Consider the following 22,755-nt stretch of genomic DNA (forward strand, 5'->3'; position numbering starts at 1 on the left):
TGGCCGCATGTCGCCAAGCCGGGCGATACGATCTGGATGGGGGCGGTTGATGCCACTGGTGTTGCCGTCAGCTATATCCAAAGCATCTTCTGGGAATTCGGATCGGGTGTCGTCGTGCCCGAAACCGGCGTTCTGTGGCAAAACCGCGGTGCCAGCTTCACGCTCCATGATGGCCCCAATCAACTCGGCCCGGGCCGCCTGCCGTTCCATACGCTCAACCCCGCCTTGGCAAAGCTTAATGACGGATCGGTGCTGACCTATGGCACCATGGGCGGCGAGGGGCAGCCACAAACCCAATCAGCCGTCTTTACCCGCAATGTGATGTATGGACAGGACCTTCAGGAAGCGATCACGGCACCGCGCTGGTTGCTGGGCAAGACATGGGGCGAAGACACGACAACGCTTAAACTCGAAAACCGCTTTGACCCGGCCCTGATCGAACAGTTGAAATCAGCCGGTCATACGGTCGAGGTTGTTGGCCCTTATGAGGACATGATGGGCCATGCCGGTGGCATTCGATTGAAGCCCAATGGCGTGATGGAAGGGGCCACCGATCCGCGTGCGGATGGGGCGGTTGCAGCACTTTAGGCTAAATCAAAGCCCCGCACATGCGGGGCTTTGTTGTTTTAGGAAAACTCCCATTCAATCACGTGCCGATACGTCTCGCCGGGTTTGAGCCACGGGCTTGGGAAGTCCGGATTGTTGGGGCTGTTGGGGTAGGTTTGCGGTTCAAGGGCGATGCCGCCCGATGTGTGAAGCGGCACATCGTTTTCGGTTTTCATCGCATCATTGAAATGCTGTGCTAGGTAGAATTGCAAACCGGCCTCGGTGGAAAACAGTTTGATCGACCGTTTGCTTGTCGGATCTGAAAGGTTGGCGATCTGGCGCAGCTCGCCGCGTGGGCCGGTCAAGCAGAAATTGTGATCAAAGCCTTGGGACGCGTGCGGCAGCATATCGGAAATCCGGGCCGGGCTTCGGAAGTCATAACCGGTCCCCATGACGTCGCGGATTTCGCCCGTCGGGATCAGTTTGTCATCAACCGGAAGCCATTGATTGGCGTTGATTTGCAAGACGTGATCGCCGGCGGTTTTATCAAACGTGCCCGTCAGGTTCCAATAGGCGTGGCTTGTCATGTTGACCGGGCAGGGCTGATCGCAGGTCGCGGTGATTTCAAGACGCAGACGATTGTCCGCAACCAGTGAATAGGTCGCTGATGCGCTCAGATTTCCCGGATATCCCTGATCGCCATCTGGCGAGGTCAGCTTAAACGTAACACTGCGCTCTGTTTGATCGGATATGGTCCATAGCCGCCTGTCAAAGCCGTCCGGTCCGCCATGCAGGTGATGTTCGCCTTCATTGGCGGCAAGCTCAACGATATCCCCGTTTTCATCCCTGTAGCGCGACTTTTCGATGCGATTGGCATACCGCCCGCACACCGCCCCGATATAGCTATCCTGATCAAGATAGGCGGCATCATCGATAAGGTTGACCGCGATATTGGTTTCCGATCCGTCCTTCAGATCACGCAAATATACTCCGCAAAGGCGCGCGCCTAGCGCAGAAACCAATACGCGAATCTGAGAGCTCTCTAATGCAGCGCGGGGGGCATTTTCGCCCTTTTGAAGTGTGTTGGTGTGGGGTTTTGCCATGTCTGGTATCGCGATGGTTTGTGACATTCGATTCTTGCCAAGATATTGATTTTTATTGGTTTAGCCAAGTTTTAATGTCGCTTGGCGCGATCACTCTAAAGGATGATGCACTATATGGTTGAGGGCTTAGAAATCATATTGTAATACTATATGGCTTTTAAGCAATAAGCCACTCTTAGGGAGGAAATCGTGGTAAGTTTTAAGAAGATGGCAGTTTCTACTGCCGCAATGGGTGTTGCACTTGGTCTGTCGTTTGCTGCACATGCAGAAATGATGATCGGTTTCTCGCAGATCGGTTCGGAAAGTGGCTGGCGTACGTCTGAAACGGCGTCGATCAAGGCCGAAGCCGAACGTCGTGGAATTGATCTGAAATTCTCCGATGCACAGCAGAAACAGGAAAACCAGATCAAGGCAGTCCGTTCCTTCATCGCGCAGGGCGTGGATGGCATTCTTCTGGCTCCGGTCGTTGAAACCGGCTGGGACCAGGTTCTGAAAGAAGCAAAAGACGCCGGCATTCCGGTCGTCCTCGTTGACCGTGGTGTTGATGCAAGTGAAGACCTGTATCTGACCAAAGTGGCGTCGGACTTCGTGGTCGAAGGTGCACTGGCCGCTGCTTGGCTGGCTGCTGAAACCAATGGCGTTTGCGACGTTGTCGAACTGCAGGGAACTGTTGGTTCGTCTGCCGCCAACGACCGTAAGGAAGGTTTTGAGTCGGTTGTGTCAAACTTCCCGGCCATCAACATCATCCGTTCGCAGTCCGGTGACTTCACCCGCTCTGGCGGCAAGGAAGTCATGGAAAGCTTCCTGAAAGCTGAAAACGGTGGTGCCAACATCTGTGCGGTTTATGCCCACAATGATGACATGGCACTCGGTGCCGTTCAGGCCATTAAGGAAGCCGGTTTGAACCCGGGTGAAGATATGCTGATCGTATCCATCGATGCGGTGCCAGATATCTTCAAGGCGATGGCCGAGGGTGACACCAATGCCACCATCGAACTGAACCCGCATCTGGGCGGCCCGTCCTTTGACGCGATCAAGGCGGCAAAGGCTGGTGAAGAAGTTCCGAAATGGATCAAGGCAAATGGCCCGCTCTATCTGCCAGATACCGCTGCGGAAGAATACAAAATGCGTAGCAAATAACCTCTGACTTCCCCCATGGGTTCTGCCCATGGGGGATTGAGGCACGCTTCTCATTGCATCGGACGTGCTCCGGCGATTGCCGGGGTGCGTCCGGCTGTATCCGCAGCAAAAGACTTCAAAGACAGACTAGGGAGAGGGGCAGGATATGTCAGACACAGTGCTTTCAGTGCGCGGTGCGGGGAAGTTCTTTCCCGGCGTCAAGGCGCTGGAGGATGTGGATTTTGACCTTGAACGCGGCGAAATTCACGCCCTTCTGGGCGAAAACGGGGCCGGTAAATCGACCCTGATCAAAGTGATTACCGGGGTGCATCCGCGCGATGCCGGTACGGTGTCACTCGAAGGACAGGAAATCCATCCGCAGCATCCCGGCGATGCGCAGGAACTCGGCATTTCCACCGTTTATCAGGAAGTCAATCTGGTGCCGACCTTGTCGGTGGCAGAAAACCTGATGTTGGAACGCCAGACCCGCAAATTCGGGCTGATTTCATGGAAAAAGACCGAGGCCGATGCCAAGACCGCCCTTGAGATTCTGGGGCTTGAGATTGATGTCAATCGGCCGCTGGGCTCCTATTCGGTGGCGATCCAGCAACTGGTGGCAATTGCGCGTGCCGTGGCCCTTGATGCCAAGGTTCTTATTCTTGATGAACCGACCGCATCGCTTGACGGCGAAGAAATCAAAACATTGTTTCGGATTATGGGCGAGCTGCGCGACAAGGGGCTGGGGATTGTTTTTGTCACCCATTTCCTTGATCAGGTTTACGCGGTAACCGACCGTATTACCGTGCTGCGCAATGGTCGCCTGGTGGGCACGTTTGTCACCAAGGAACTGGCCCAGATTGATCTGATCAATCACATGCTCGGTCGTGAATTGGCCGAAGTCAGCGCGCATCGCCATCAGGACGAAGGCAGCTATGACGGCCCGGCGCGCCAGATCCAGATCAAGAATTTGGGCAAAAAGCGCGTGCTTGAGCCGGTTTCACTGGATCTGAAAGCTGGCGAGATCGTCGGTCTGGCAGGTCTTTTGGGATCAGGCCGCACAGAGCTTGCCGAACTGGTGTTCGGAACGCAAAAAGCCGACAGCGGCCTTGTGTTTCTGGATGGGGAGCCGGTTATGCTGCGTTCCCCGCGCCATGCGATCCGGGCCGGTTTCGGGCTGTGTCCCGAAGACCGCAAACAGGACGGCATTGTTGCCGAACTGAGTGTGCGTGAAAACATCGTGCTTGCCCTTCAGGGGCGGCGTGGTTGGCTGCGTCCGATCCCGCGCGCCGAACAACAGAAATTTGCCGATGACATGATCAAGGCATTGGGCATTGCCACCCCCGACAGTGAAAAGCCCGTCGGGCAACTGAGTGGTGGCAATCAGCAAAAAGTCATTCTGGCGCGCTGGCTGGTGTCCAAGCCGATCCTGTTGATCCTTGATGAACCGACACGCGGGATTGATGTTGGCGCACATGCCGACATCATCAAACTGATCAAGGAACTCTGTGACGAGGGGCTGGCATTGCTGGTCGCGTCATCAGAGCTTGAAGAAATCGTCGCCTTTGCCGACCGCGTGGCTGTGATGCGCGATCGTGAAAAGGTTTCTGAACTGGTGGGCGCGGACATCACCCAGAACAGCATCATCGAGGCGATTGCACGATGACCAGTTTAAAAGACAAAAAGAAAATACGGGAAAGCAGCACCATGTCTGCATCTTCTTTGTTAAGTCGGCCCTGGTTTGGTCCGGTCGCAGCACTGATCCTGATCGTGCTGGGGATCGGGATCATTTCACCGGATTTCTTCAATATCCGCATTGTTGACGGCCATCTTTACGGATCGCTTGTCGATGTTGTCCATCGCGGGGCGTCGACCGCCCTTGTTGCGGTGGGCATGGCGATTGTCATCGGCACGCGCGGCATTGATCTGTCGGTGGGCTCGATCATTGCCATTTCGGGGGCGGTGATGGCGGTTCTGATCCGCGATACCGATCTGCATCCGGCTGTTATTATCCTGGCTGCCCTTGGTGCCGGGATTTTGTGCGGTTTGTGGAACGGCATCCTTGTTGCCTTCCTTGATATTCAGCCGATCATTGCCACCCTGATCCTGATGGTGGCCGGTCGCGGGATTGCCCAGATGATCACCGGTGGTCAGATCGTGACCTTCCACGGTGAATTCTTTGAAGGGATCGGCAGCGGTTATCTGCTGGGTATTCCGTGGCGGGTGATCATTGCCGCCGCCGTGATTGCCGCGATCTATTTCATCATGCGCAAGACCGCCCTTGGTCTGTTTGTTGAATCGGTTGGCGGCAATGCGCGCGCCAGCCGGGTCGCGGGCATCGATGCGCGCGGTATCAAGCTGATGGCCTATGCCGCATCGGGCCTGTGTTCGGCCTTTGCCGGGATCATCATTGCCGCCGACATCCGTGGGGCGGATGCCAACAATGCCGGGCTTTGGCTTGAACTAGATGCCATTCTGGCGGTTGTCATTGGCGGCGCGTCGCTGATGGGCGGTCGGTTCTTTATTGCGATGACCGTGATTGGCGTTCTGATCATTCAGGCGCTGACCACCGGCATCTTGTTGTCGGGTCTTCCGTCACAATACACCCTGATCGTCAAGGCGGCGGTGGTGATGGTCGTTCTGCTGGTGCAGGCGCCAAAATCCCGCGAACTGGTGGGGCAGGCGATGGAACGCATGAAGCGGGGGAAATCCGATGAAAATTAATGAACGGTTTTATCCGATCCTTGCCACGCTTGCGGTTCTCGTACTGCTGTATGGCTACGGGATTGTTGAACATCGCGCCTTTTCCGATACCTATGTTCTGGGCGCGCTTCTGACCGACAATGCCTTTTTGATCATTACTGCCGTTGGCATGACCTTTGTCATTCTCTCAGGCGGGATTGATCTTTCGGTTGGGTCAATGATTGCCTTTATCGGCGTGCTGATGGCCGAACTTGTGACCGGCTTTGGCATGCATCCGGTGACGGCGGCCGTGGTTGCGATGATTGTCGGATCGGCATTCGGGGCGTTTATGGGGGTGATTATCGCCAAGTTCGATATTCAGCCCTTTATCATCACGCTTGCCGGGATGTTCTTCCTGCGCGGCATGTGCTTCCTGATCAATCTGGATTCCGTTCCGATTGATCATCCGTTTGTCTCGGCATTCAGCGGGTTTAAAATCCAGTTGCCCGGGCGTGGCTGGTTGACGGCATCGGCACTCCTGATGCTGGCGACCGTTATCGGCGGGGTGGTGATTGCCCACTTCACGCGGTTCGGACGCAATGTCTATGCGATTGGCGGGGACCGGCATTCGGCAGAATTGCTGGGTGTTCCGGTCCACAGCACCATCATCCGGGTTTACACCCTGTCGGGCTTTTTCAGTGCGCTTTCGGGCGTGGTGTTTGCCTTCTATACCGCGTCGGCCTATCCACTGGCCGCCGTGGGCGTGGAGCTTGATGCCATTGCCGCCGTGGTGATTGGCGGAACGCTTTTGACCGGCGGAATGGGTTTTGTGCTCGGCACGTTCTTTGGCGGGATCATCATGGGGGTTATCCAGACCCTGATCGCCTTTGACGGGTCGCTGAACAGCTGGTGGACCAAGATCATGATCGGGGCGCTTCTGTTTGGCTTTATCGTCTTGCAACGCCTGATCACGCGTTCCTTCTCGGGCATGCGGGCCGGGGCGACATAAAGCGTCCGGCGATCAAAATACCTTCCTTCAAAACGCCCTGTTTGAATAAGCAGGGCGTTTTTTCTGTTCCCTTACATGGGTCGTTTTGATCGTGCAATCAGGCACCGGCGCGGGGGCAAAACTTTTGACAAAAAAATTGGTCAATCAGCCGCATTATTCATTTTTGGTGAATAATAAGCCCTGTCTGCGCCAAATGCGCTACCCGGCGTTTTGGGGGCAAATTCAAATAGTATGAGGAATGGGGGCGGTGATCGTTTTGATCCGCCCCATCGGCATCGATTACAGGCCGATCTGATCCCAGTCATGTTCAACCGACATGCCGAGTTCCTTGCGCAGTTCGCGCATGGTCCGGCGCAGCAGGCCGTGCATTTTGCTGCGCGCCTCTTCGGGATCGCGTTGGCTGATGGCGGCATAGACCGCGTGGTGATCAGGCAGCGACTTGACATGCGCCTTTGGCCCGCCCGATGACAGGCGGAAAGAACCGATCAGGGCGGTTTCGATCAACATGCCGAACGACTTCATGAAATCGTTGCCCGACGCATCCAGAATACCCTGATGGAACACAAGGTCGGTAATATAGACCGCCTCGGTGCCGGGTTCGGCCTTTTCCATTTCGAAATAGGCGGTTTCAAGATGCTTGATTTGTTCTGGCGTGGCGCGGACAGCGGCCATGGCGGCGGTGTTGGGCTCGATGATCAGGCGGGTTTCAAGCAGGCTATAGAGAAATGCCGGGTCCGGGTCCGGGAAGTGCCAGGACAGGACATCAGGATCCAGCAGGTTCCAGCTTGAGCGCGGCTTGACCCGGGTGCCGGTTTTAGGCCGACTTTCAATCAGCCCCTTGGCCGAAAGGATTTTGATGGCTTCACGAAGCGCTGTGCGCGAAACATCAAGGGATTCACTTAAGGCCGCCTCTGTCGGCAGGACATCGCCAGGCCGCAGCTTGCCCGAAACAATGCGTGCGCCAAGATCGTGGGCAACAATGCTGTGCAGACTGCGTTTGGCGTAAGTTCTCGACATGGTAGACGACATATATTCCCTCCGGCGTGGCCCTGATTGAAAAGCAAATAGGCAAAAGGCCCGCTTTGTCATTATTCATATAATATGAATTAATTTTCAGGGCAACTTATCTGGTGCCGTCAACGCCTTGTGCTGCATAGCATATAATTATTTCAGGGGTGCGTCACGATGGCTGTTACGTATTTGCTTATGTCATGAACTTATAAACAAGCTTTCAGATAATGAAAGAAAAGACTGCATGGTTTGACGCTTGACAGGCCCGGATATCCTGATCATTAATGTTATTGTATGAAGAATAAAAAACAAGATTATCAGGAGGAAGCATCACGCAGCCGCGCACGGGAACGTGCCCGGACCATTCGTCTGGTCTGAAGGGGGCTTGTCGGCGTAGCATGATGTTGGCGTCAGGAATTTTTCTCCTGTTGCGCCGCACATAGCTTGATGGATGCACTTTCTGTCAATTTTGGCCTAGAATCGTGTTTGGCGTCAGGGGAATCCGACGTCTGACATCTGAAAACAAAACGCACGACGGGAGATGAAACGATCATGTCTGATCGCATGCCGACACACTACACAAGCCTAGAAGACAAATCGGTATTCATCACCGGTGGGGCATCGGGTATTGGCGAGGCGATTGTGACCGCCTTTGTCGAACAGGGGGCAAAAGTCGCCTTTGTCGATATCATGGAAGATGCCGGTAACGCACTTGTCGAAAAGCTTTCGAAAGATGCGCGAAATTCGCCCGTCTTTATCAAATGCGATCTGACCGATATTGCCGCCTTGCAGGCAGCCGTTGCCAAGGCGGCCGAGATCAATGGCCCGATCACCGGGTTGATGAACAATGCAGCGAACGATACCCGCCATAAATGGCAGGACGTCACCCCGGAATACTGGGATGAGCGCCAGGCAATCAATATTCGCCCTTCCTTCTTTGCCATTCAGGCAGTCGCGCCGATGATGCAAAAGGCCGGCGGCGGTGCGATCATCAATTTCGGATCGGTCAGCTGGATGATGGGGCAGGGCGGTATGCCCGGCTACACGACGGCAAAGGCCGCAACCCATGGTCTGACGCGTGGTATGGCGCGCGATCTTGGCAAGGATCACATCCGCGTCAATACGCTTGTGCCCGGTTGGGTCATGACCCAGCGCCAGCTTGACCTTTGGGTCGATGAAGCCGCCGAACGTGAAATCGATGAGCGCCAGTGCCTTAAAAACAAGGTGATGCCCGATGACATTGCCCGCATGGCGCTGTTTTTGATCTCGGACGAGGCCCGCATGGTCACCGCCCAGAACTTTATCGTTGATGGCGGCTGGGTCTAAGGCCCGTATCGCCACATCGTATAACCACATTAGCATCCCCGTATTCCGACATATATCCAAGACCGTTCAGGACAGAATTCATGAGACTGGTTCAATTCAAGGACACCGCCGGCGCGCAACATGTGGCCGTGGTCGAAGATCAAAATACCCTGATCCCGCTTAAGGGCGTTTCCACCACCCGTGAACTTGCGACCATCGCCCTTGCCAAGGGCATGACGATGATCGAAAAGGCAAAAATTCGTATGGGCGACACCACTGTCGACTATAACGAAGTTGCCCGTGATGGCCGCCTTTTGCCGCCGATTACCCATGTTGATCCGGCGCATTTCCTTGTGACGGGAACCGGGCTTACGCATCTGGGCTCCGCATCGGCGCGTGCGAACATGCACAAGGCCGATAACAAGGACGCCAACGAAACCGATTCCATGAAGATGTTCCGCATGGGGGTTGAGGGCGGCAAGCCCAAGGCTGGCGAACACGGTGTGCAGCCGGAATGGTTCTATAAGGGCGATGGCTCCATCGTTGCCAATCCGGGGGCGGATATCCCAAGCCCGTCCTTTGCCCTTGATGGCAGTGAGGAACCGGAAATCGCCGCGGTCTATGTCATTGACCATGATGGCACCCCGGTGCGCATCGGCTTTGCCATCGGTAACGAGTTTTCCGACCATGTGATGGAACGTCAGAATTACCTGTATCTGGCGCATTCAAAGCTGCGCCATTGCGCGATGGGCCCGGAATTGTTGCTGGGCGATCTGCCAAGCCATGTCGAGGGCACCTCGCGCCTGTATCGTGATGGCAAGGTGATCTGGGAAAAGCAGTTTGTCAGTGGCGAAGACAATATGTCGCATTCCATCGCCAACCTTGAATATCACCATTTCAAGTATGATCTGTTCCGCCGCCCGGGCGATGTGCATGCGCATTTCTTTGGCACCGCAACGCTCAGCTTTGCTGATGGTGTCACCACCCAGGACGGTGATGAATTCGAAATTGAATCGCCGCTATTTGGTCGCCCGATCCGCAACCGCCTGATGGTTCAGGCAGAGCGCCCGGTGACCGTCAAGGCGATCTGATGTCTTTCTGAGACTCCCAAGGGCCAAAAACCCTGTCTACCTCCAAACGACACGACTTGCCCCGGTGCTTAAATGTGCCGGGGTTTTCTTTTTTAATCTCAGGTTGTGGTTTGGTGGTTGTTTGTGTTCTGCTAAAGTACCATTCGAAGGCCTCTGATTTTATGGGTAGTAAGTCTTCCCCTTGTTTCAGGTCAAAAAGGTGTTCAATCAAGGAGGAACGAGTATTGCCCGTAATACGTGAGGTGGAAATTCACAATTTTCGTGGAATCTCTTCTTTGAAATGGTGGCCTAACCCCGGCATAAACTGCTTGATCGGGCCGGGAGATTCAGGGAAGTCCACAATACTTGATGCTATTGATTTGTGTCTTGGCAGTAGGCGGAATTTTACATTCACAGACGCCGACTTTCATCTTTGCAACTTCGCTGAGCCGATAGTCATAGATGTTACTCTAGGGCACTTGGACGATGAATTGCTTAACCTTGAAATTTATGGGCACTTTTTCAGAGGTTGGGACGCGGCAACGATGACGCTGAACGATGAAACAGGTGTTGCGTTGGAAACTGTTCTCACACTTCGGTTGATTGTTCGAGAAGATTTAGAACCGCAATGGCTTCTGTTTTCCCCTGGGCCAGCGGCCGAGGATCGAGAAAAAAACTTACAATGGAACCACCGGCAAAAGATTGCTCCGGTTCGTCTTGGTACTGTAGCTGGCCATCATTTGGCACTTGGTCCGAGGTCAGTCCTCGGTAAGTTGTCGGAGGATGTAACGCAAGCGGCAGCCGCTCTAGCATCAGCTTCAAGACAGGCAAGACAAGCATTTGCTGATAAGGGTTGCGAGGGTGTTGAAACTATCCTTGATGCATCCAAGCGCATTTCAAACAACATGGGTATCCGTGTTGACGAAATAAAAGCATTACTCGACGTAAAAGGAGTGATGCTGTCGGGCGGGGCTATTTCGCTACATGACCAAGATCAAGTTCCACTGAAGAATCTTGGCTCGGGTTCTGCGCGGTTGCTCGTGACCGGCCTTCAGAAAGAGGTTGGGGTGTCATCTGTCTTTATAGTCGACGAGGTAGAGTTTGGGCTTGAACCTTACCGTATTGTTCGACTCTTGGATTCATTGGGGGCGAAGCGCAATGATGAAAGTCAGCAAGTTTTTCTGACAACACATTCACCAATTGTCCTTAGGGAATTGTCTTCGGTTCAGCTTTTTAAGGTTGGTGTAAATAGACAGTTTGTGCCTGCGACTAATGGTATTGATGAGTTGCAAGCGCCCGCAGGCAATAAGATCACCCAAAACTGGATAACTCCTCTTGGTAAGGAATTGGAAGCGCAGAAAACACTTCGTGTTTGCGCTGAGGCGTTTCTTGCACCTAGTGTTGTTGTTTGTGAAGGCAAGACGGAAATTGGAATTCTTCGCGGGTTGGACCTCCACAATCAGGATATGGGTTATATCAGTATACTCGCCCGTGGGTGCCATTGGGCGGATGGAGGTGGTTCTACTATGTTTGAACGCGCACATATCTTCGCGCGTATGGGGTACCGAACAGCATTGTTTATGGATTCGGACGTAGACTACCCTCCAGAAAGCTATGAAAACCTATATAAATCTGGCGTAAGTGTTTTTCGTTGGCCGGAGCGATATTCAACTGAGCAAGCGTTATTTGCATCGGTGCCTGCTGCTTCAATTCCGCTACTGCTTGAAATTGCATGCGACTGGAAATCGAAGGATTCTGTAAATCGCAGGATTACGAATGTGAGTAATAACCAGTACACGCTTGAAAGCTGTATGGCGTTTTTTGTCGAAGAAATGCGCCCTGTATTGGCTGAATGTGCAAATACTGGACGGTGGTTTAAAGATATAGAACCAGCAGAACAGGCATTTCGTAACGTCGTTGGGCCAGTTTTGCGTCACACCGGTCCTTTGCTCGCCGGACAGTTAAGTTCGATTTCGAGATGGATATCACCGCCGCCGCCACCGCCGCCGCCACCACCACCACACAACGTGTTTAAGTAACAATGGTAGCGGTCGACGACATTCTTCAGGCACAACGGGGGCACGTTGAAGCTCCGGCAGGATGCGGGAAAACGGAACTTATTGCGGCCTGTGTCGCTGGTAAACCCCAGAAACCCACCCTAATTTTGACGCATACTACCGCTGGCATGGCAGCTTTACGTCATCGTTTAAGGCGGAGCAAAGTGCCTGCGGATAACTATCGACTTAGTACGATCGCTGGTTGGGCGCTGAGGATCATTGAGATGTTTCCGGAACGTGCTGGTTACAGACATGATCGGTTCTCGGTCCCCAATTACTTGGCTATCCAAGTCGCCGTAGCTAATCTTTGTCAATCCGGTCATATATGTCGCGAGTTGCGCGCGACATATGGTCGTTTGCTGGTCGACGAGTATCAGGACTGTTCATTAAGCCAGCATTCGATTGTCATTGGGATCGCAGATGCGATACCGACAGTTGTCTTTGGGGATCCGATGCAGGCAATTTTCGGATTGAACGCAAATGATCCTTTAGCTGACTGGTATAACCATGTCGTTACTGCATTCCCTCAGATTGGGCGACTCACGACACCATGGAGGTGGAATAATGTGGGAGCGAATGACCTTGGGGTGTGGCTATTAAGCGCACGCGATCTTCTAAGAAGAGGGCAACCAGTTGATATCAGAACCTGTGGGAACAGAGTGGTGTGGCACCTTATCGAAGGTGACACAGATGCTTTGATCGGTGAGCAGATTAGAGTTCAGTACGATATTGCGCGGCGAAATCCAAATCAGAGCATTTTGTTTATCGGTGACTCAATACACTCGCAATCACGGCATAACTATGCCAGCCGCGCAAACGGGGTAAGCGTTGTTGAACCGGTAGATTTTAAAGATATCGTTGAAGTCGCGAACCAGATGAATGGACAAGTAGGCCAAGAGTTGTTGGCAACATGTCTCATATTTTTAAGCAAGGTGATGACTAATGTACAAGGGAACCGTTTGCTGGGCCGAATTGAAACTATCGCAAACAACAGGCAGAGAGCTCCCGCAACGGAAGCTGAATTAGCCGCAATCGCTGTTGCGAATGGAGGTGGGTATGCGGAAGCAATCTCATTTTTAAAGTTCATGGCTGGTGATCCGAATAGGCGAGTATATCGTCACAGCGCGTTCAATATATTAGTCGAAGCGCTATCGTCTGCCGTGAAAACTCGTAGGGAATTGGGTGAGGCTATCGCAGCGTTACGAGAGCAGAAGCGTCATGCGGGACGGAGTGTTCCGCTAAAGGCAGTGGGATCTACACTCTTGCTTAAAGGGTTGGAAGCAGACCATGTTGTCATTCTTGACGCAGATCGCCCCGGCGCTAGGATGTCGAGAGAGCATCTTTATGTTGCACTTTCGCGAGGTGCTAGATCAGTTCATGTTTTCTCACGAACCCCAATCTTACCATGAGGTATGGAATTGGATTCCCGCCTGCGCGGGAATGACGGCTTTGATGGCGTTCGTGGGTTGCAGGTTCCCGGAACGAGATAAGGGTAGCGGAGGGATTCCGCTGCCCTTTGGTGCGTTTGGGGTGATTATGGTGGTTGCGCGAGGGTAAGAAATGCCCCGGCAGTGGTGACACTGCCGGGGCGGGCTGGGCCGATGCGGCATCGGTGGGGGTTGGGGCGATGCTGTTATCCCTGTTCGGCGGGAACAGGGGCGGTTCGCAGGCCCAGGGTGACGATGATCGATGCGGCGAGAAGCAGGAAGCCGGCGATGGTAAAGACGCCAAGCGCGCCGCTGGTGTCAAAGACAAGGCCGCCGACTGCGGCACCCGTCGCAATGGCAAGCTGGAAACCGGCGACCAGTAGTCCGCCGCCGCTTTCGGCCTCATCAGGCACAGTGCGGGTGATCCAGGTCGACCATGCGACCGGCACACCGCCAAAGGCCATGCCCCAGATCGCAACAAGCACGGTGGTCGGGGCAACCGCACCATCAATGGCGACCATGCCGACCCCGGCCAGCCCCATGATCATCGGCATCAGCGCAATGGTCATGCGCAGCGAGCGGGCAATCAGCGCGCCACCAACATAGGTGCCGATAAAGTTGGCGACACCAAAGCCCAGCAAAATGCCCGAGACACCCGCCGTCGTCACACCCGAGACATTTTCAAGGAACGGGCGGACATAGGTAAACAGCGCGAAATGGCCGGTAATGATCAGGACCAGTGAAAACAGCCCGAATTTCATGCGCGGGCGGTTGATGACCTCGATCAAGGTGCGCAAGGTCGCACGCCCGCGCGGCGGCATTTTGGGCAGCGTTGCGAATTGCACGACAAGGGCAAGAACGCCCAGAAGGGACGCCAGCATAAACACATTGCGCCAGCCAATGACATCGCCAAGATAACTGCCGAGCGGGGCGGCAAAGACGGTGGCGGCGGAAACGCCGCTAAACAGGATGGCAAGGGCGCGCGGGACGTTCTTTTCCGGCACAAGGCGCATGATGATGGCGGCCGACATGGTCCAGAAACCACCAAGGGCAACGCCCAGCAAGACCCGGCCAGCCAGAAGGATGGCATAGTTCGGGGCCTGTGCGATCATGATGTTCGCGGCAATCAGAAGAACCGAAAAGCCGAGCAGAACATAGCGGCGGTCGATCTTGCGGGTCACGGTCGCGGTCAGAAGGCTGGTGATCAGGGCCATAACGGCGGTGGCGGACATGGCTTGGCCTGCCATGCCTTCGGTAATGCGCAGGTCATCTGCCATCGGGGTGAGCAGGCTGACCGGCAAAAATTCGGCCGTGACCAGCCCGAATACCCCAAGCGTCATGGAAATCACAGCAGCCCAAGCAGCAGGTGCGGGCGCAGTGGTTTGATCCACGGCTTGGTCGGGGCGCGATTGAGGTTCACTCATGGGAAGTCCTTTGAGTTGATGTTTTGCATTGCACCCAAAATAGTCTGGACCGTTCGGACGATCTATGACAGTTTGTCTTTATTCATTGATCAATCGTCCGGAATGTCATGTCGCTTATTGCCAATGCAGCCCTAAACAGCCCGTCAGATCATATCGAAGGCCAGTTCAATCCTGCCGGTCATGACATGGTAAATGAACTGCTTTCCGGTGTGCGGTTGCGCGGCCTTGATTATCGTCGCATTGAAATATCCGCCCCGTTCGGTTTGCGGTTTGGCGAAGATATTGACGATGGCCGCGCCTGGTTTCATTTCATCGGGCAGGGCACGGTCCATCTGCGGACCAAAAGTGGTGCGACCCATGTTCTGGGCTGCGGGGATGCGGTGTTGTTGCCCTGTGCGGGCATTCACGATCTTTACAGCCAGGACGGCGTTGCGATGCGCAGCATTGATGCGTTTGAAAAGGCGCCGCTATGTGATGCGGCATCGGAAATCCGCGCCTGCGAAGCCGATGTGTGCCGATCAAAGGACAATCTGATTTTCAGCTGTGCGATGGAATTTGATCTTGGCTGGCTGCATCCGTTGGCGCACCTTAAGCCCGAAATCATGCATATCGAAACGGTGCCGGACCATGATCCGCAAATCCCGGCGATCCTTGATGTGATGACCGCAGAACTTCGCGCCAAACGGCCGGGATATGGTGTGATCCTGACCCGTCTTGCCGACGTGGTGGCCGCAGCAATCCTTCGGCGCTGGGTCGAGACAGGATGTGATGTGTGTGGCTGGGTGGAGGCGATCCGTGATCCCAAGCTGGCGCGCGTTCTGGCAGCCCTGCATAAGGAGCCGGGGCGGAGCTGGTCGGTTGCGGATATGGCATCGGAAATGGGGGTGTCGCGGTCTGTCTTTGCCGAACGATTTGTCGAGCTGACGAAATCAACGCCGCAGCAATATCTGACCAACTTGCGCATGCGTCTGGCCAGCCAATGGATCGGGCGGGAAAACCTTTCCCTGGATGAAGTGGCGGATCGTCTCGGCTATGCCTCCGTCGCGGCATTCAGCCGCGCGTTCAAGCGCACAACCGGGAAATCCCCCGGTGCCATCCGCCACATCGATTACGCATCGCCGTAAAGGACGTGCTGCGCGCTTTTTGCGGCGGCTTGTAGCTTTGACAGCAAGGCTTCGCGATTTTGCGCCAGTGTTGCCGGGGATGCACCAAACACCGAAAAGGCCGAGATCATATTGCCATGTTTGGTCAGGATCGGCACGGCGATGGCATAGATGTCTTTTTCGCGCTCGCCATTATTGGTGGAAAAGCCCTTATCGCGGATCGTGGCAAGTTCGACCTTTAGCACATCAAGATCGGTGATGGTGTGATCCGTCATGCCGGTCAGGCGGGCATTTTTGAAGTAGCGTTCCTGATTATCGGGGCTCAGATGCGCAAGCCACAGTTTGCCATGTGCTGTGCAAAAGGCATCAAGGCGCGATCCAATCCGGATATCGACATAAAGCGCCCGGTCGGGCAGGGCCTTGGCGATGCACACCGCTGCGTCGCGATCAAATTCGGTTGCCATGCAGGCCTCCCCGGTATCGCGCGCCAGCTGATCAAGGATCGGCTGCAGGATGGTTGGCAAGTTGCCATCATGCAAAACACGATCCCCCAGATCGGCAAACATATACCCCAACCTGAAAACCCCGCGTGACGTCACCCGCAATGCCCCGGCATGCACCAGCGTGTGCAGAAACCGGTGGGCGGTGATCATGTTGATGCCCAGCGCATCGGCCGTTTCCTTGGCGGTCAGTTCGTTTTGCCCCGCCGCAAACAGATCAAGAATTTTAAAGGCCTTAAGCACGGAACCATTGAGTTGGCTGGTCATCGGATCGCTTTTCTCCACGCAAACAGATCGGGCGCCGCTGTGCCGTCTTGACGACCACCGGATTTCAATAATAAACTATATTATAAATCATATTTCAAATAAAGAAATAAAGGAGTGTGCTGCATTTAATCTGTACCATTTTGCCGGAGGCAGCCTTCTGTCTGGCAAGGATAAGGTTCGCAGAACATAGCGGCGCTATGTTCAAGGGCGTTGACGCTGCGAGGCGGAAGGCTGTCCCGGCCCGCAGGGTTTGTTTTTGACGGCGTTTCGCAGCGTTACAGCGTTTGAACGATGTGCCGCATCGCTCTGCACGCTGTGCCTTGCCAAACGGCACGTCAAAAACAAACAAAATGGTACAGATTAAGTGCAGCACGCTCCCAGAAAGCAAGAGGCGTCTGATGACAAGCGATAAGCAGGAAAATCCCGGCCAACTCACCCTGACCGCCGGTGGGGCGGTCCTGGCCCGCATGAAGGCCATCGGGATTGATTATATCTTTGCCAATTCCGGGACCGATTTCCCGCCAATCATCGAAGGGCTGGCCGAGGCGGCAGCAAAGGATATCGACCTGCCGCACGCGCTGATCATGCCGCACGAAAATGCGGCGATGGGGATGGCGCACGGCTATTACCTTGCGACGGGCAAGACGCAGGCCGTGATGGCGCACACCAATGTCGGCCTTGCCAACTGCGCGATTGGTGCGATCAATGCCGCAACCGAACATGTGCCGGTTGTTTTGATGTCGGGCCGAACACCGGTGATGGAAAAGGGACGTCTGGGTGCGCGCACCGTGCCGATTGGCTGGGGCCAGGAAATGCGCGATCAGGCAGCGCTGGTGCGTGAAAGCACGAAATGGGAATATGAGCTTAAATTCCCCGAACAGGTGCCGGATGTTGTCGACCGTGCCTACGCCATTGCATCATCCGTGCCCAAGGGCCCGACCTATGTCAGCCTGCCGCGCGAAGTTTTGTGCAAACCGTGCCCGAGTGATCAGATCGAAGGACCGCTTCGCATGCAGCCGGTTCCGGTCGCCCCGCCACAGGCCGTGGTAGAACAGGCAGCCGACATTCTGGCCAATGCCAAAAACCCGGTGGTGATTGCCCAGCGTGGCACGGGCACAGTCGAGGCATTCGGGCGTTTTGGTGATCTGGTGGATCAGTGGGGCATTCCGGTGGTGCAATACTGGGCGATCCAGCTTGCGATTGGTACCGAACATCCGATGTTTGCCGGGATGGATCCGGCACCGTGGCTTAAGGATGCCGATGCGGTGGTGGTGATTGATTGCCTTGCCCCCTGGTCGCCCGATATCCATGATTTGCCGGGTGACTGCAAGGTCATTCAGATCGGTCAGAACCCGCTTTATTCGCGCTTCCCGGGGCGTAACTTTGCTGCCGATATCTCGCTGGTTGGTGAAACCGGCGACGTGATCATGATGCTGGCGGATGCCATGGATCATCGTCATGACGACCATAAATCTGTTTGCCAAGATCGTCGGGCCAAGGTTGCCACCATCAATGCCGAAATCCGTAAAAAGGCATTGGCGGCGGCCGATGCCGGGGCGGTGGATCCGATGACCAAGGCCTATGTCTCGCGCTGTCTGTCCGATGCGATTTCGGGCCGGGCGGCGACGGTGTTCTCGGAGCTTGGCTGCCCGTTGGAGCCTTTGTCGCTTTCGGAACATAGCAGCTGGTATCAGGAACCGCATTCCGGCGGGCTTGGTTGGTCCTTCCCGGCATCGATGGGCTATCAGTTGGCCGACAAGAATAAACTGGTCGTCGCGACCATGGGGGATGGATCCTATATGTTTGCCAACCCGACGGCGTGTCATCAGATTGCCGAGGCGTTGGAGCTTCCGATCCTGATTTTGGTGCTTAATAACAATGAATGGGGGGCGGTGCGACAGTCCGTGACGGGGATGTATCCCGATGGTTATGCGGCCAAAACCAACGAAATGCCGCTGACCGCCCTTAAGCCCAGCCCCGATTTCACCAAGGTCGCCGAGGCCAGCCGCGCCTGGGTTGCCAAGGCCAAACGCGCCGAAGACCTGCCCGGTATCCTGCGCGATGCCATCAAGTATATCGACACCAAACGCACCCATGCGTTTGTTGAGGTAACGATTGCGCCTTAAGCGACTGCTTATGTCATTAATGATTGGCACCCGGCATATTGTCGGGCGTCATCGTTTTGATCAGATGCACTGTATTGTGGCATCGCAAAATGCCTGCTTGCATCGCAGGCATTTTCATTATTTCATAACGCTAATCATTTGAATTGCCTACCCGGAAGGAACCATTATGGATCGTGTCGTTGGAACATCGGGACGTATCGCGTTTGCAAGCGCGATGCGCAACCTCCTTGCGGATGTGTATCCCGGGCACGATCAAGCGGAATTGGTGCGTCGGGTTTTTGAAGTTCTTGGTCTGCCGATTGAGGGCGACGGGCCCGAACCCTGCGAGGAATATTTGCGCAAATGGGATCAGCGCGATGCGTTTCTGATCACCTATGGCGACAGCATCCAGCAGGACGGCAAAAAGGGGCTGCAAAGCCTTGGCGAATTTCATCGCAAATGGCTGAAAGACTGGCTGACGGGGATTCATATCCTGCCGTTCCATCCCTTCACTTCCGATGACGGCTTTTCGGTTAGCGACTTTGACATGCTCCGCCCGGAACTCGGCGACTGGAGCGATGTCGAGGAACTGTCACAGCACGCCACAGTTATGGCCGATCTGGTGGCCAACCATATTTCGGCATCCCACCCGTGGTATCAGCAGTTTCTGGCAGGCGAAAAGCCCGGCATTGATTACATCAAGACCGCAAATCTTGAAGATGACCTTTCCGATGTCGTCCGCCCGCGCAGTCATGCGTTGCTCAACCATGTGGTCACCAAGCAGGGTGAGAAGCAGGTCTGGTGCACCTTTAGCTATGACCAGGTCGATCTGGATTACGGCAATCCGGACGTATTCTTTGAGATGCTCCGGGTGGTTCTGAACTACCTCAAACACGGCGTGCGCGTGGTTCGGTTGGATGCCATCGGCTTTATCTGGAAGGAAGTCGGCACGACCTCGATCAACCTGGATCAGACCCACAAACTGATCAAGGCGATGCGTCTGGCGTGTAATGCGGTGCATCCCGATGTGTTGTTCATTACCGAAACCAACCTGCCGCTGCTCGAAAACCTGTCCTATTTTGGCAATCAGGACGAAGCGCACCTGATTTATAACTTCTCGCTGCCGCCGGTGATCATTCATGCGTTGCTCAGTGGACGAAGCGATTTTATCCGCAAATGCATCATGGCAATGCCACCGGCCCCGGCGGGCTGTACCTTCTTTAACTTTACCGCCAGCCACGATGGTATTGGCCTGCGCCCGGCCGAGAACCTCATTCCGGATGAAGATATCGAAGGCCTGCGCGATCATGCGGTCAAGATGGGCGGGCAGGTCAGTTACCGCGCACTCAAGGGTGGCGGGCAGAAGCCCTATGAGTTGAATGTCACGCTGTTTAGCATGCTGGCACAAAACTTCGCCGGTGAAGCCACCATGGGGCTTGAGCGCTTTGTGATGAGCCAGGCGATTGCCATGTCGCTTGAAGGTATTCCGGCGATCTATATTCAGACCATTCTGGCGACCGAAAACGATCAGAAGGCTTATGAGGAAACCGGTATTCCAAGGCGTCTGAACCGGAAAATCTGGAAGCTTGATGATGCCGAGGAAACGCTGTCACGCGAGGGTGTGGCGCGCTCGGCCTTTGATCAGTTGCGCGCGCTGATGTCGATCCGTCAGGGACAGCCGGCCTTCCACCCGAATGCCACGCAATATACGCTTAATCTCGGCTCGGAACTTCTGGGCGTCTGGCGGCAATCGCACCTCAATGAACAAAGCATTTTCTGTGTGTTTAACCTGACTGAAAAGCCGCAGGACCTTGATCTTTCAAAGATCAACCTGATCATGACCGAAGGTTGGCAGGACCTGATCACACAACAGGTCGTAGAAGACTATAACGGCGTGATGAAGCTCGCACCCTACCAGATCGTCTGGATTTCCAACATGGACGGTCGCAACCGCACCGAAAGCCGCCTGCTGCAACGCTATCGGGATGCGATGCCGGTTTAGGAAACCCTATCGCAAAAACCGGAAAGTCCACAACTTCGCAAGCATCAAAGTCAGCTTTCGGCGGCGCCTTTGCGGCGATTGAACACTCGGGCTTTGCTTGGGGTGGTTCGGTGTGTCTTGTTTGCTTTGCGCACATTTCGATTGTGGTTTGAAGATCGTGTGCTGCTGACCGAGTAGCTGAATGAACGATGGCTTCTGATCCAACCTGCCTCTCCTCATTTAAAACGATCAGCAACGTTTCGCATGTGCTACAGTGAAAAATGAAGCTCTAAACATGGGTGTGTATTTTCAAAAATGAAAAACGTTGATTGGACTGCGTACCAGTTGTTCATGGCAGTTGCGCGTCACGGCGGGCTATCGGCCGCTGCGGAGCAATTGGAGACAAGTCCTGCAACGCTAGGGCGTCATATCCTGAAGCTTGAACAAGCCGTCGGACGGCACCTGTTTGTGCGAAGTCCAACCGGCTACGAATTGACTGTTGATGGTCAAAGCTTGTTTACGGAACTTCTTGAAATGGAAGGCGCTTCTCGTCGTTTGGATGAATGGTTTGGAAAGGCCGACGGGCTTGGGACCGTGCGCCTTGCGGCGGGTAGCTGGGTAGGGCGGCTTCTGGCGCAGAATTTTTCCAAAATTTCGGCAGCACAGGACCCGTTTTCAATTGAAATGCACATTTCCGAAGAGCGCGCCAAACTTCTGCACAGAGAAAACGACGTTGGTATTCGGGCTGTCGAACCAACGGAGCGGAACTTGGCGAGTATCAAAACCGGTGAGGTAGCCTACTGTGCCTACCGACTGAGAAATATGCCCGTGACCAATTATGATCGGTGGATTGCAGTAAACGAACAGGTAGCGGTGTCGCCATACCTTATTTGGCCGCACCGACATCATCGTGATCAATTACGGGTCACTGTTGATCGGGCGCGGGACATTCTGGACCTTCTTCTGTCCGGCGCTGGGAATGCTGTCTTACCGTGTTTCGTCGGAGATACTGAGCCTCAGCTTGAACGCGTTGGAGGCGAGATTGCAGATCTTCGGCATGGTCAATGGATTGTGGCCAACGACGATGACCGGAACATCAGCAGTATCCGACGTGTTGTGGATCGGGTAACCAGACTGTTGAAATCACATGCAAAGCTTTTTGCCGGGCAACGTTCGCCGACCACATAACGTTATCATCGTCATATGGACGGCGAAATACGCTCCCACCTTCATAGTTACGAAGGCTTTCGATCATCATTTGGCGGTGGGTGGATTTATCAAATTGCGGATTTTCCGTACCTTGTGGTGCTGCTTATAATCATTTGATTTTCGGTTGAGGGCGGGATGGTGAATCGCTATTGCACGGCGATATGTCTTTCCTGTATTCGTGGCCCGGATTAAGGGAGATCAAGGGGCATGGCGCGCAATGGCTTATGCGCAGGAAGTTCGGGTTCTTCATTTACCCGATGATACGGACTACCGCGTCCGGGCATATGTGGAAATCTGGTGGGATGCGGCACGTAACGGGCAAATTCCTGACCGCAAACGCTTGAATGCAGATGTTCTGTCGCAATGGATTGATGACATCTGCATCTATGAATTCCTTCCCGAAAAACGTGATTTCATAATCCGTATTGATGCACCCAATATTATTGCCGCCAGTGGGGAATGTTATCAGGGGTGCTCGCCGCGCCAGATTGATCTCGATTTCGGCACCACGGTGTATCCAACACTTCTGGAAGTGATTGATACCGGAAAGCCCGCCTTTCATCGCGTCGGCCATGAACGCATGGTCTGGGAGGAATGGCTGCGCGTGATGTTGCCGGTCCAGACCACCGACCGGGCTGGCAAGGTGATCAAGCAGGTCTTTGTCACCCATTTTCTCTATCGCGGGCAAAGCGAACCGGACTAACGACGTGCTTGTTTCGCATGGTGCCGCGCCCCACGTGGATAAAGAAAGGGACGACGGGTCCAATGCATGTCTGGATGCATGCATTCGATGTCATTGTGACTGGGAATGGTATGGCAAAGCTTGGTGGTGAAAAGGAA

General features: G+C 54.5%; 18 protein-coding genes. 14 read left to right on the forward strand and 4 right to left on the reverse strand.

Annotated features, from left to right (window positions below; translation table 11 throughout):
* The coding region (locus B3Z49_RS17610; RefSeq protein ID WP_296993228.1) for a gamma-glutamyltransferase at positions 1-588 on the forward strand (588 nt) is incomplete at its 5' end.
* A 38-nt stretch (positions 589-626) separates the two neighbouring features.
* Here the strand turns inward: B3Z49_RS17610 and B3Z49_RS17615 are convergent.
* Positions 627-1,676: an aldose epimerase family protein gene (locus tag B3Z49_RS17615; protein WP_414716268.1), complete on the reverse strand. Its 1,050-nt coding sequence runs from the start codon at positions 1,674-1,676 to the stop codon at positions 627-629.
* Positions 1,677-1,838: 162 nt separating this feature from the next.
* Here B3Z49_RS17615 and B3Z49_RS17620 point away from each other — a divergent pair, with 162 nt between their 5' ends.
* From B3Z49_RS17620 to yjfF, 4 genes are all read left to right on the forward strand, one after another.
* Positions 1,839-2,789, forward strand: a complete 951-nt coding sequence (locus B3Z49_RS17620) for an ABC transporter substrate-binding protein (protein ID WP_286791151.1) — start codon at positions 1,839-1,841, stop codon at positions 2,787-2,789.
* 145 nt (positions 2,790-2,934) lie between these two features.
* Complete coding sequence (locus B3Z49_RS17625) at positions 2,935-4,431, forward strand: sugar ABC transporter ATP-binding protein (RefSeq protein WP_296993231.1); 1,497 nt, start codon at positions 2,935-2,937, stop codon at positions 4,429-4,431.
* 41 nt (positions 4,432-4,472) lie between these two features.
* Positions 4,473-5,489, forward strand: a complete 1,017-nt coding sequence (locus tag B3Z49_RS17630; RefSeq protein ID WP_040824631.1) for an ABC transporter permease — start codon at positions 4,473-4,475, stop codon at positions 5,487-5,489.
* Positions 5,479-6,456 carry a galactofuranose ABC transporter, permease protein YjfF gene (gene yjfF / locus B3Z49_RS17635; protein WP_083952797.1) on the forward strand — a complete coding sequence of 326 codons (978 nt, stop codon included), beginning with the start codon at positions 5,479-5,481 and terminating at the stop codon, positions 6,454-6,456. Before B3Z49_RS17630 ends, yjfF begins: the two co-directional genes overlap by 11 nt.
* A 279-nt stretch (positions 6,457-6,735) precedes the next feature.
* Here yjfF and B3Z49_RS17640 read toward each other — a convergent pair whose 3' ends face one another.
* A complete protein-coding gene (locus tag B3Z49_RS17640; protein WP_245228041.1) occupies positions 6,736-7,485 on the reverse strand; it encodes a FadR/GntR family transcriptional regulator in 750 nt (249 codons plus the stop codon).
* A 534-nt stretch (positions 7,486-8,019) separates the two neighbouring features.
* Between B3Z49_RS17640 and B3Z49_RS17645 the strand changes: the two genes are divergently transcribed.
* From B3Z49_RS17645 to B3Z49_RS17660, 4 genes are all read left to right on the forward strand, one after another.
* Positions 8,020-8,793, forward strand: a complete 774-nt coding sequence (locus B3Z49_RS17645; RefSeq protein ID WP_287446388.1) for an SDR family NAD(P)-dependent oxidoreductase — start codon at positions 8,020-8,022, stop codon at positions 8,791-8,793.
* 80 nt (positions 8,794-8,873) lie between these two features.
* Positions 8,874-9,863 carry an AraD1 family protein gene (gene araD1 / locus B3Z49_RS17650; protein WP_286791152.1) on the forward strand — a complete coding sequence of 330 codons (990 nt, stop codon included), beginning with the start codon at positions 8,874-8,876 and terminating at the stop codon, positions 9,861-9,863.
* A 161-nt stretch (positions 9,864-10,024) separates the two neighbouring features.
* Positions 10,025-11,881 (forward strand): ATP-dependent nuclease, encoded by a 1,857-nt coding sequence (locus B3Z49_RS17655; RefSeq protein ID WP_296993256.1) that lies wholly within the window; start codon positions 10,025-10,027, stop codon positions 11,879-11,881.
* Between the two features lie 2 nt (positions 11,882-11,883).
* Entirely contained in the window at positions 11,884-13,308 is a 1,425-nt protein-coding gene (locus B3Z49_RS17660) for a UvrD-helicase domain-containing protein (RefSeq protein WP_296993238.1), read from the forward strand.
* A gap of 224 nt (positions 13,309-13,532) precedes the next feature.
* On the opposite strand, the gene B3Z49_RS17665 is transcribed toward B3Z49_RS17660, so the two are convergent.
* Entirely contained in the window at positions 13,533-14,750 is a 1,218-nt protein-coding gene (locus B3Z49_RS17665) for an MFS transporter (protein WP_296993240.1), read from the reverse strand.
* Between the two features lie 107 nt (positions 14,751-14,857).
* Between B3Z49_RS17665 and B3Z49_RS17670 the strand changes: the two genes are divergently transcribed.
* Positions 14,858-15,874 (forward strand): AraC family transcriptional regulator, encoded by a 1,017-nt coding sequence (locus B3Z49_RS17670; protein ID WP_296993242.1) that lies wholly within the window; start codon positions 14,858-14,860, stop codon positions 15,872-15,874.
* Here B3Z49_RS17670 and B3Z49_RS17675 read toward each other — a convergent pair.
* Complete coding sequence (locus B3Z49_RS17675) at positions 15,859-16,620, reverse strand: IclR family transcriptional regulator (protein ID WP_296993244.1); 762 nt, start codon at positions 16,618-16,620, stop codon at positions 15,859-15,861. The two genes, B3Z49_RS17670 and B3Z49_RS17675, sit on opposite strands and share 16 nt — an antisense overlap.
* A 398-nt stretch (positions 16,621-17,018) precedes the next feature.
* Here B3Z49_RS17675 and B3Z49_RS17680 point away from each other — a divergent pair, with 398 nt between their 5' ends.
* The 4 genes from B3Z49_RS17680 (at position 17,019) to B3Z49_RS17695 (ending at position 22,618) form a co-directional block, all read left to right on the forward strand.
* Complete coding sequence (locus tag B3Z49_RS17680; protein WP_296993246.1) at positions 17,019-18,746, forward strand: thiamine pyrophosphate-requiring protein; 1,728 nt, start codon at positions 17,019-17,021, stop codon at positions 18,744-18,746.
* Positions 18,747-18,912: 166 nt separating this feature from the next.
* Positions 18,913-20,727 (forward strand): alpha-amylase family glycosyl hydrolase, encoded by a 1,815-nt coding sequence (locus B3Z49_RS17685; RefSeq protein WP_296993248.1) that lies wholly within the window; start codon positions 18,913-18,915, stop codon positions 20,725-20,727.
* A gap of 294 nt (positions 20,728-21,021) precedes the next feature.
* A complete protein-coding gene (locus B3Z49_RS17690; RefSeq protein ID WP_296993250.1) occupies positions 21,022-21,894 on the forward strand; it encodes a LysR family transcriptional regulator in 873 nt (290 codons plus the stop codon).
* A gap of 238 nt (positions 21,895-22,132) precedes the next feature.
* Entirely contained in the window at positions 22,133-22,618 is a 486-nt protein-coding gene (locus tag B3Z49_RS17695; RefSeq protein WP_296993252.1) for a hypothetical protein, read from the forward strand.
* The last annotated feature ends 137 nt before the right edge of the window (positions 22,619-22,755 follow it).

Source organism: Thalassospira sp. UBA1131 (assembly GCF_002311515.1).
In the GTDB taxonomy this organism is placed as follows: Bacteria; Pseudomonadota; Alphaproteobacteria; order Rhodospirillales; family Thalassospiraceae; genus Thalassospira.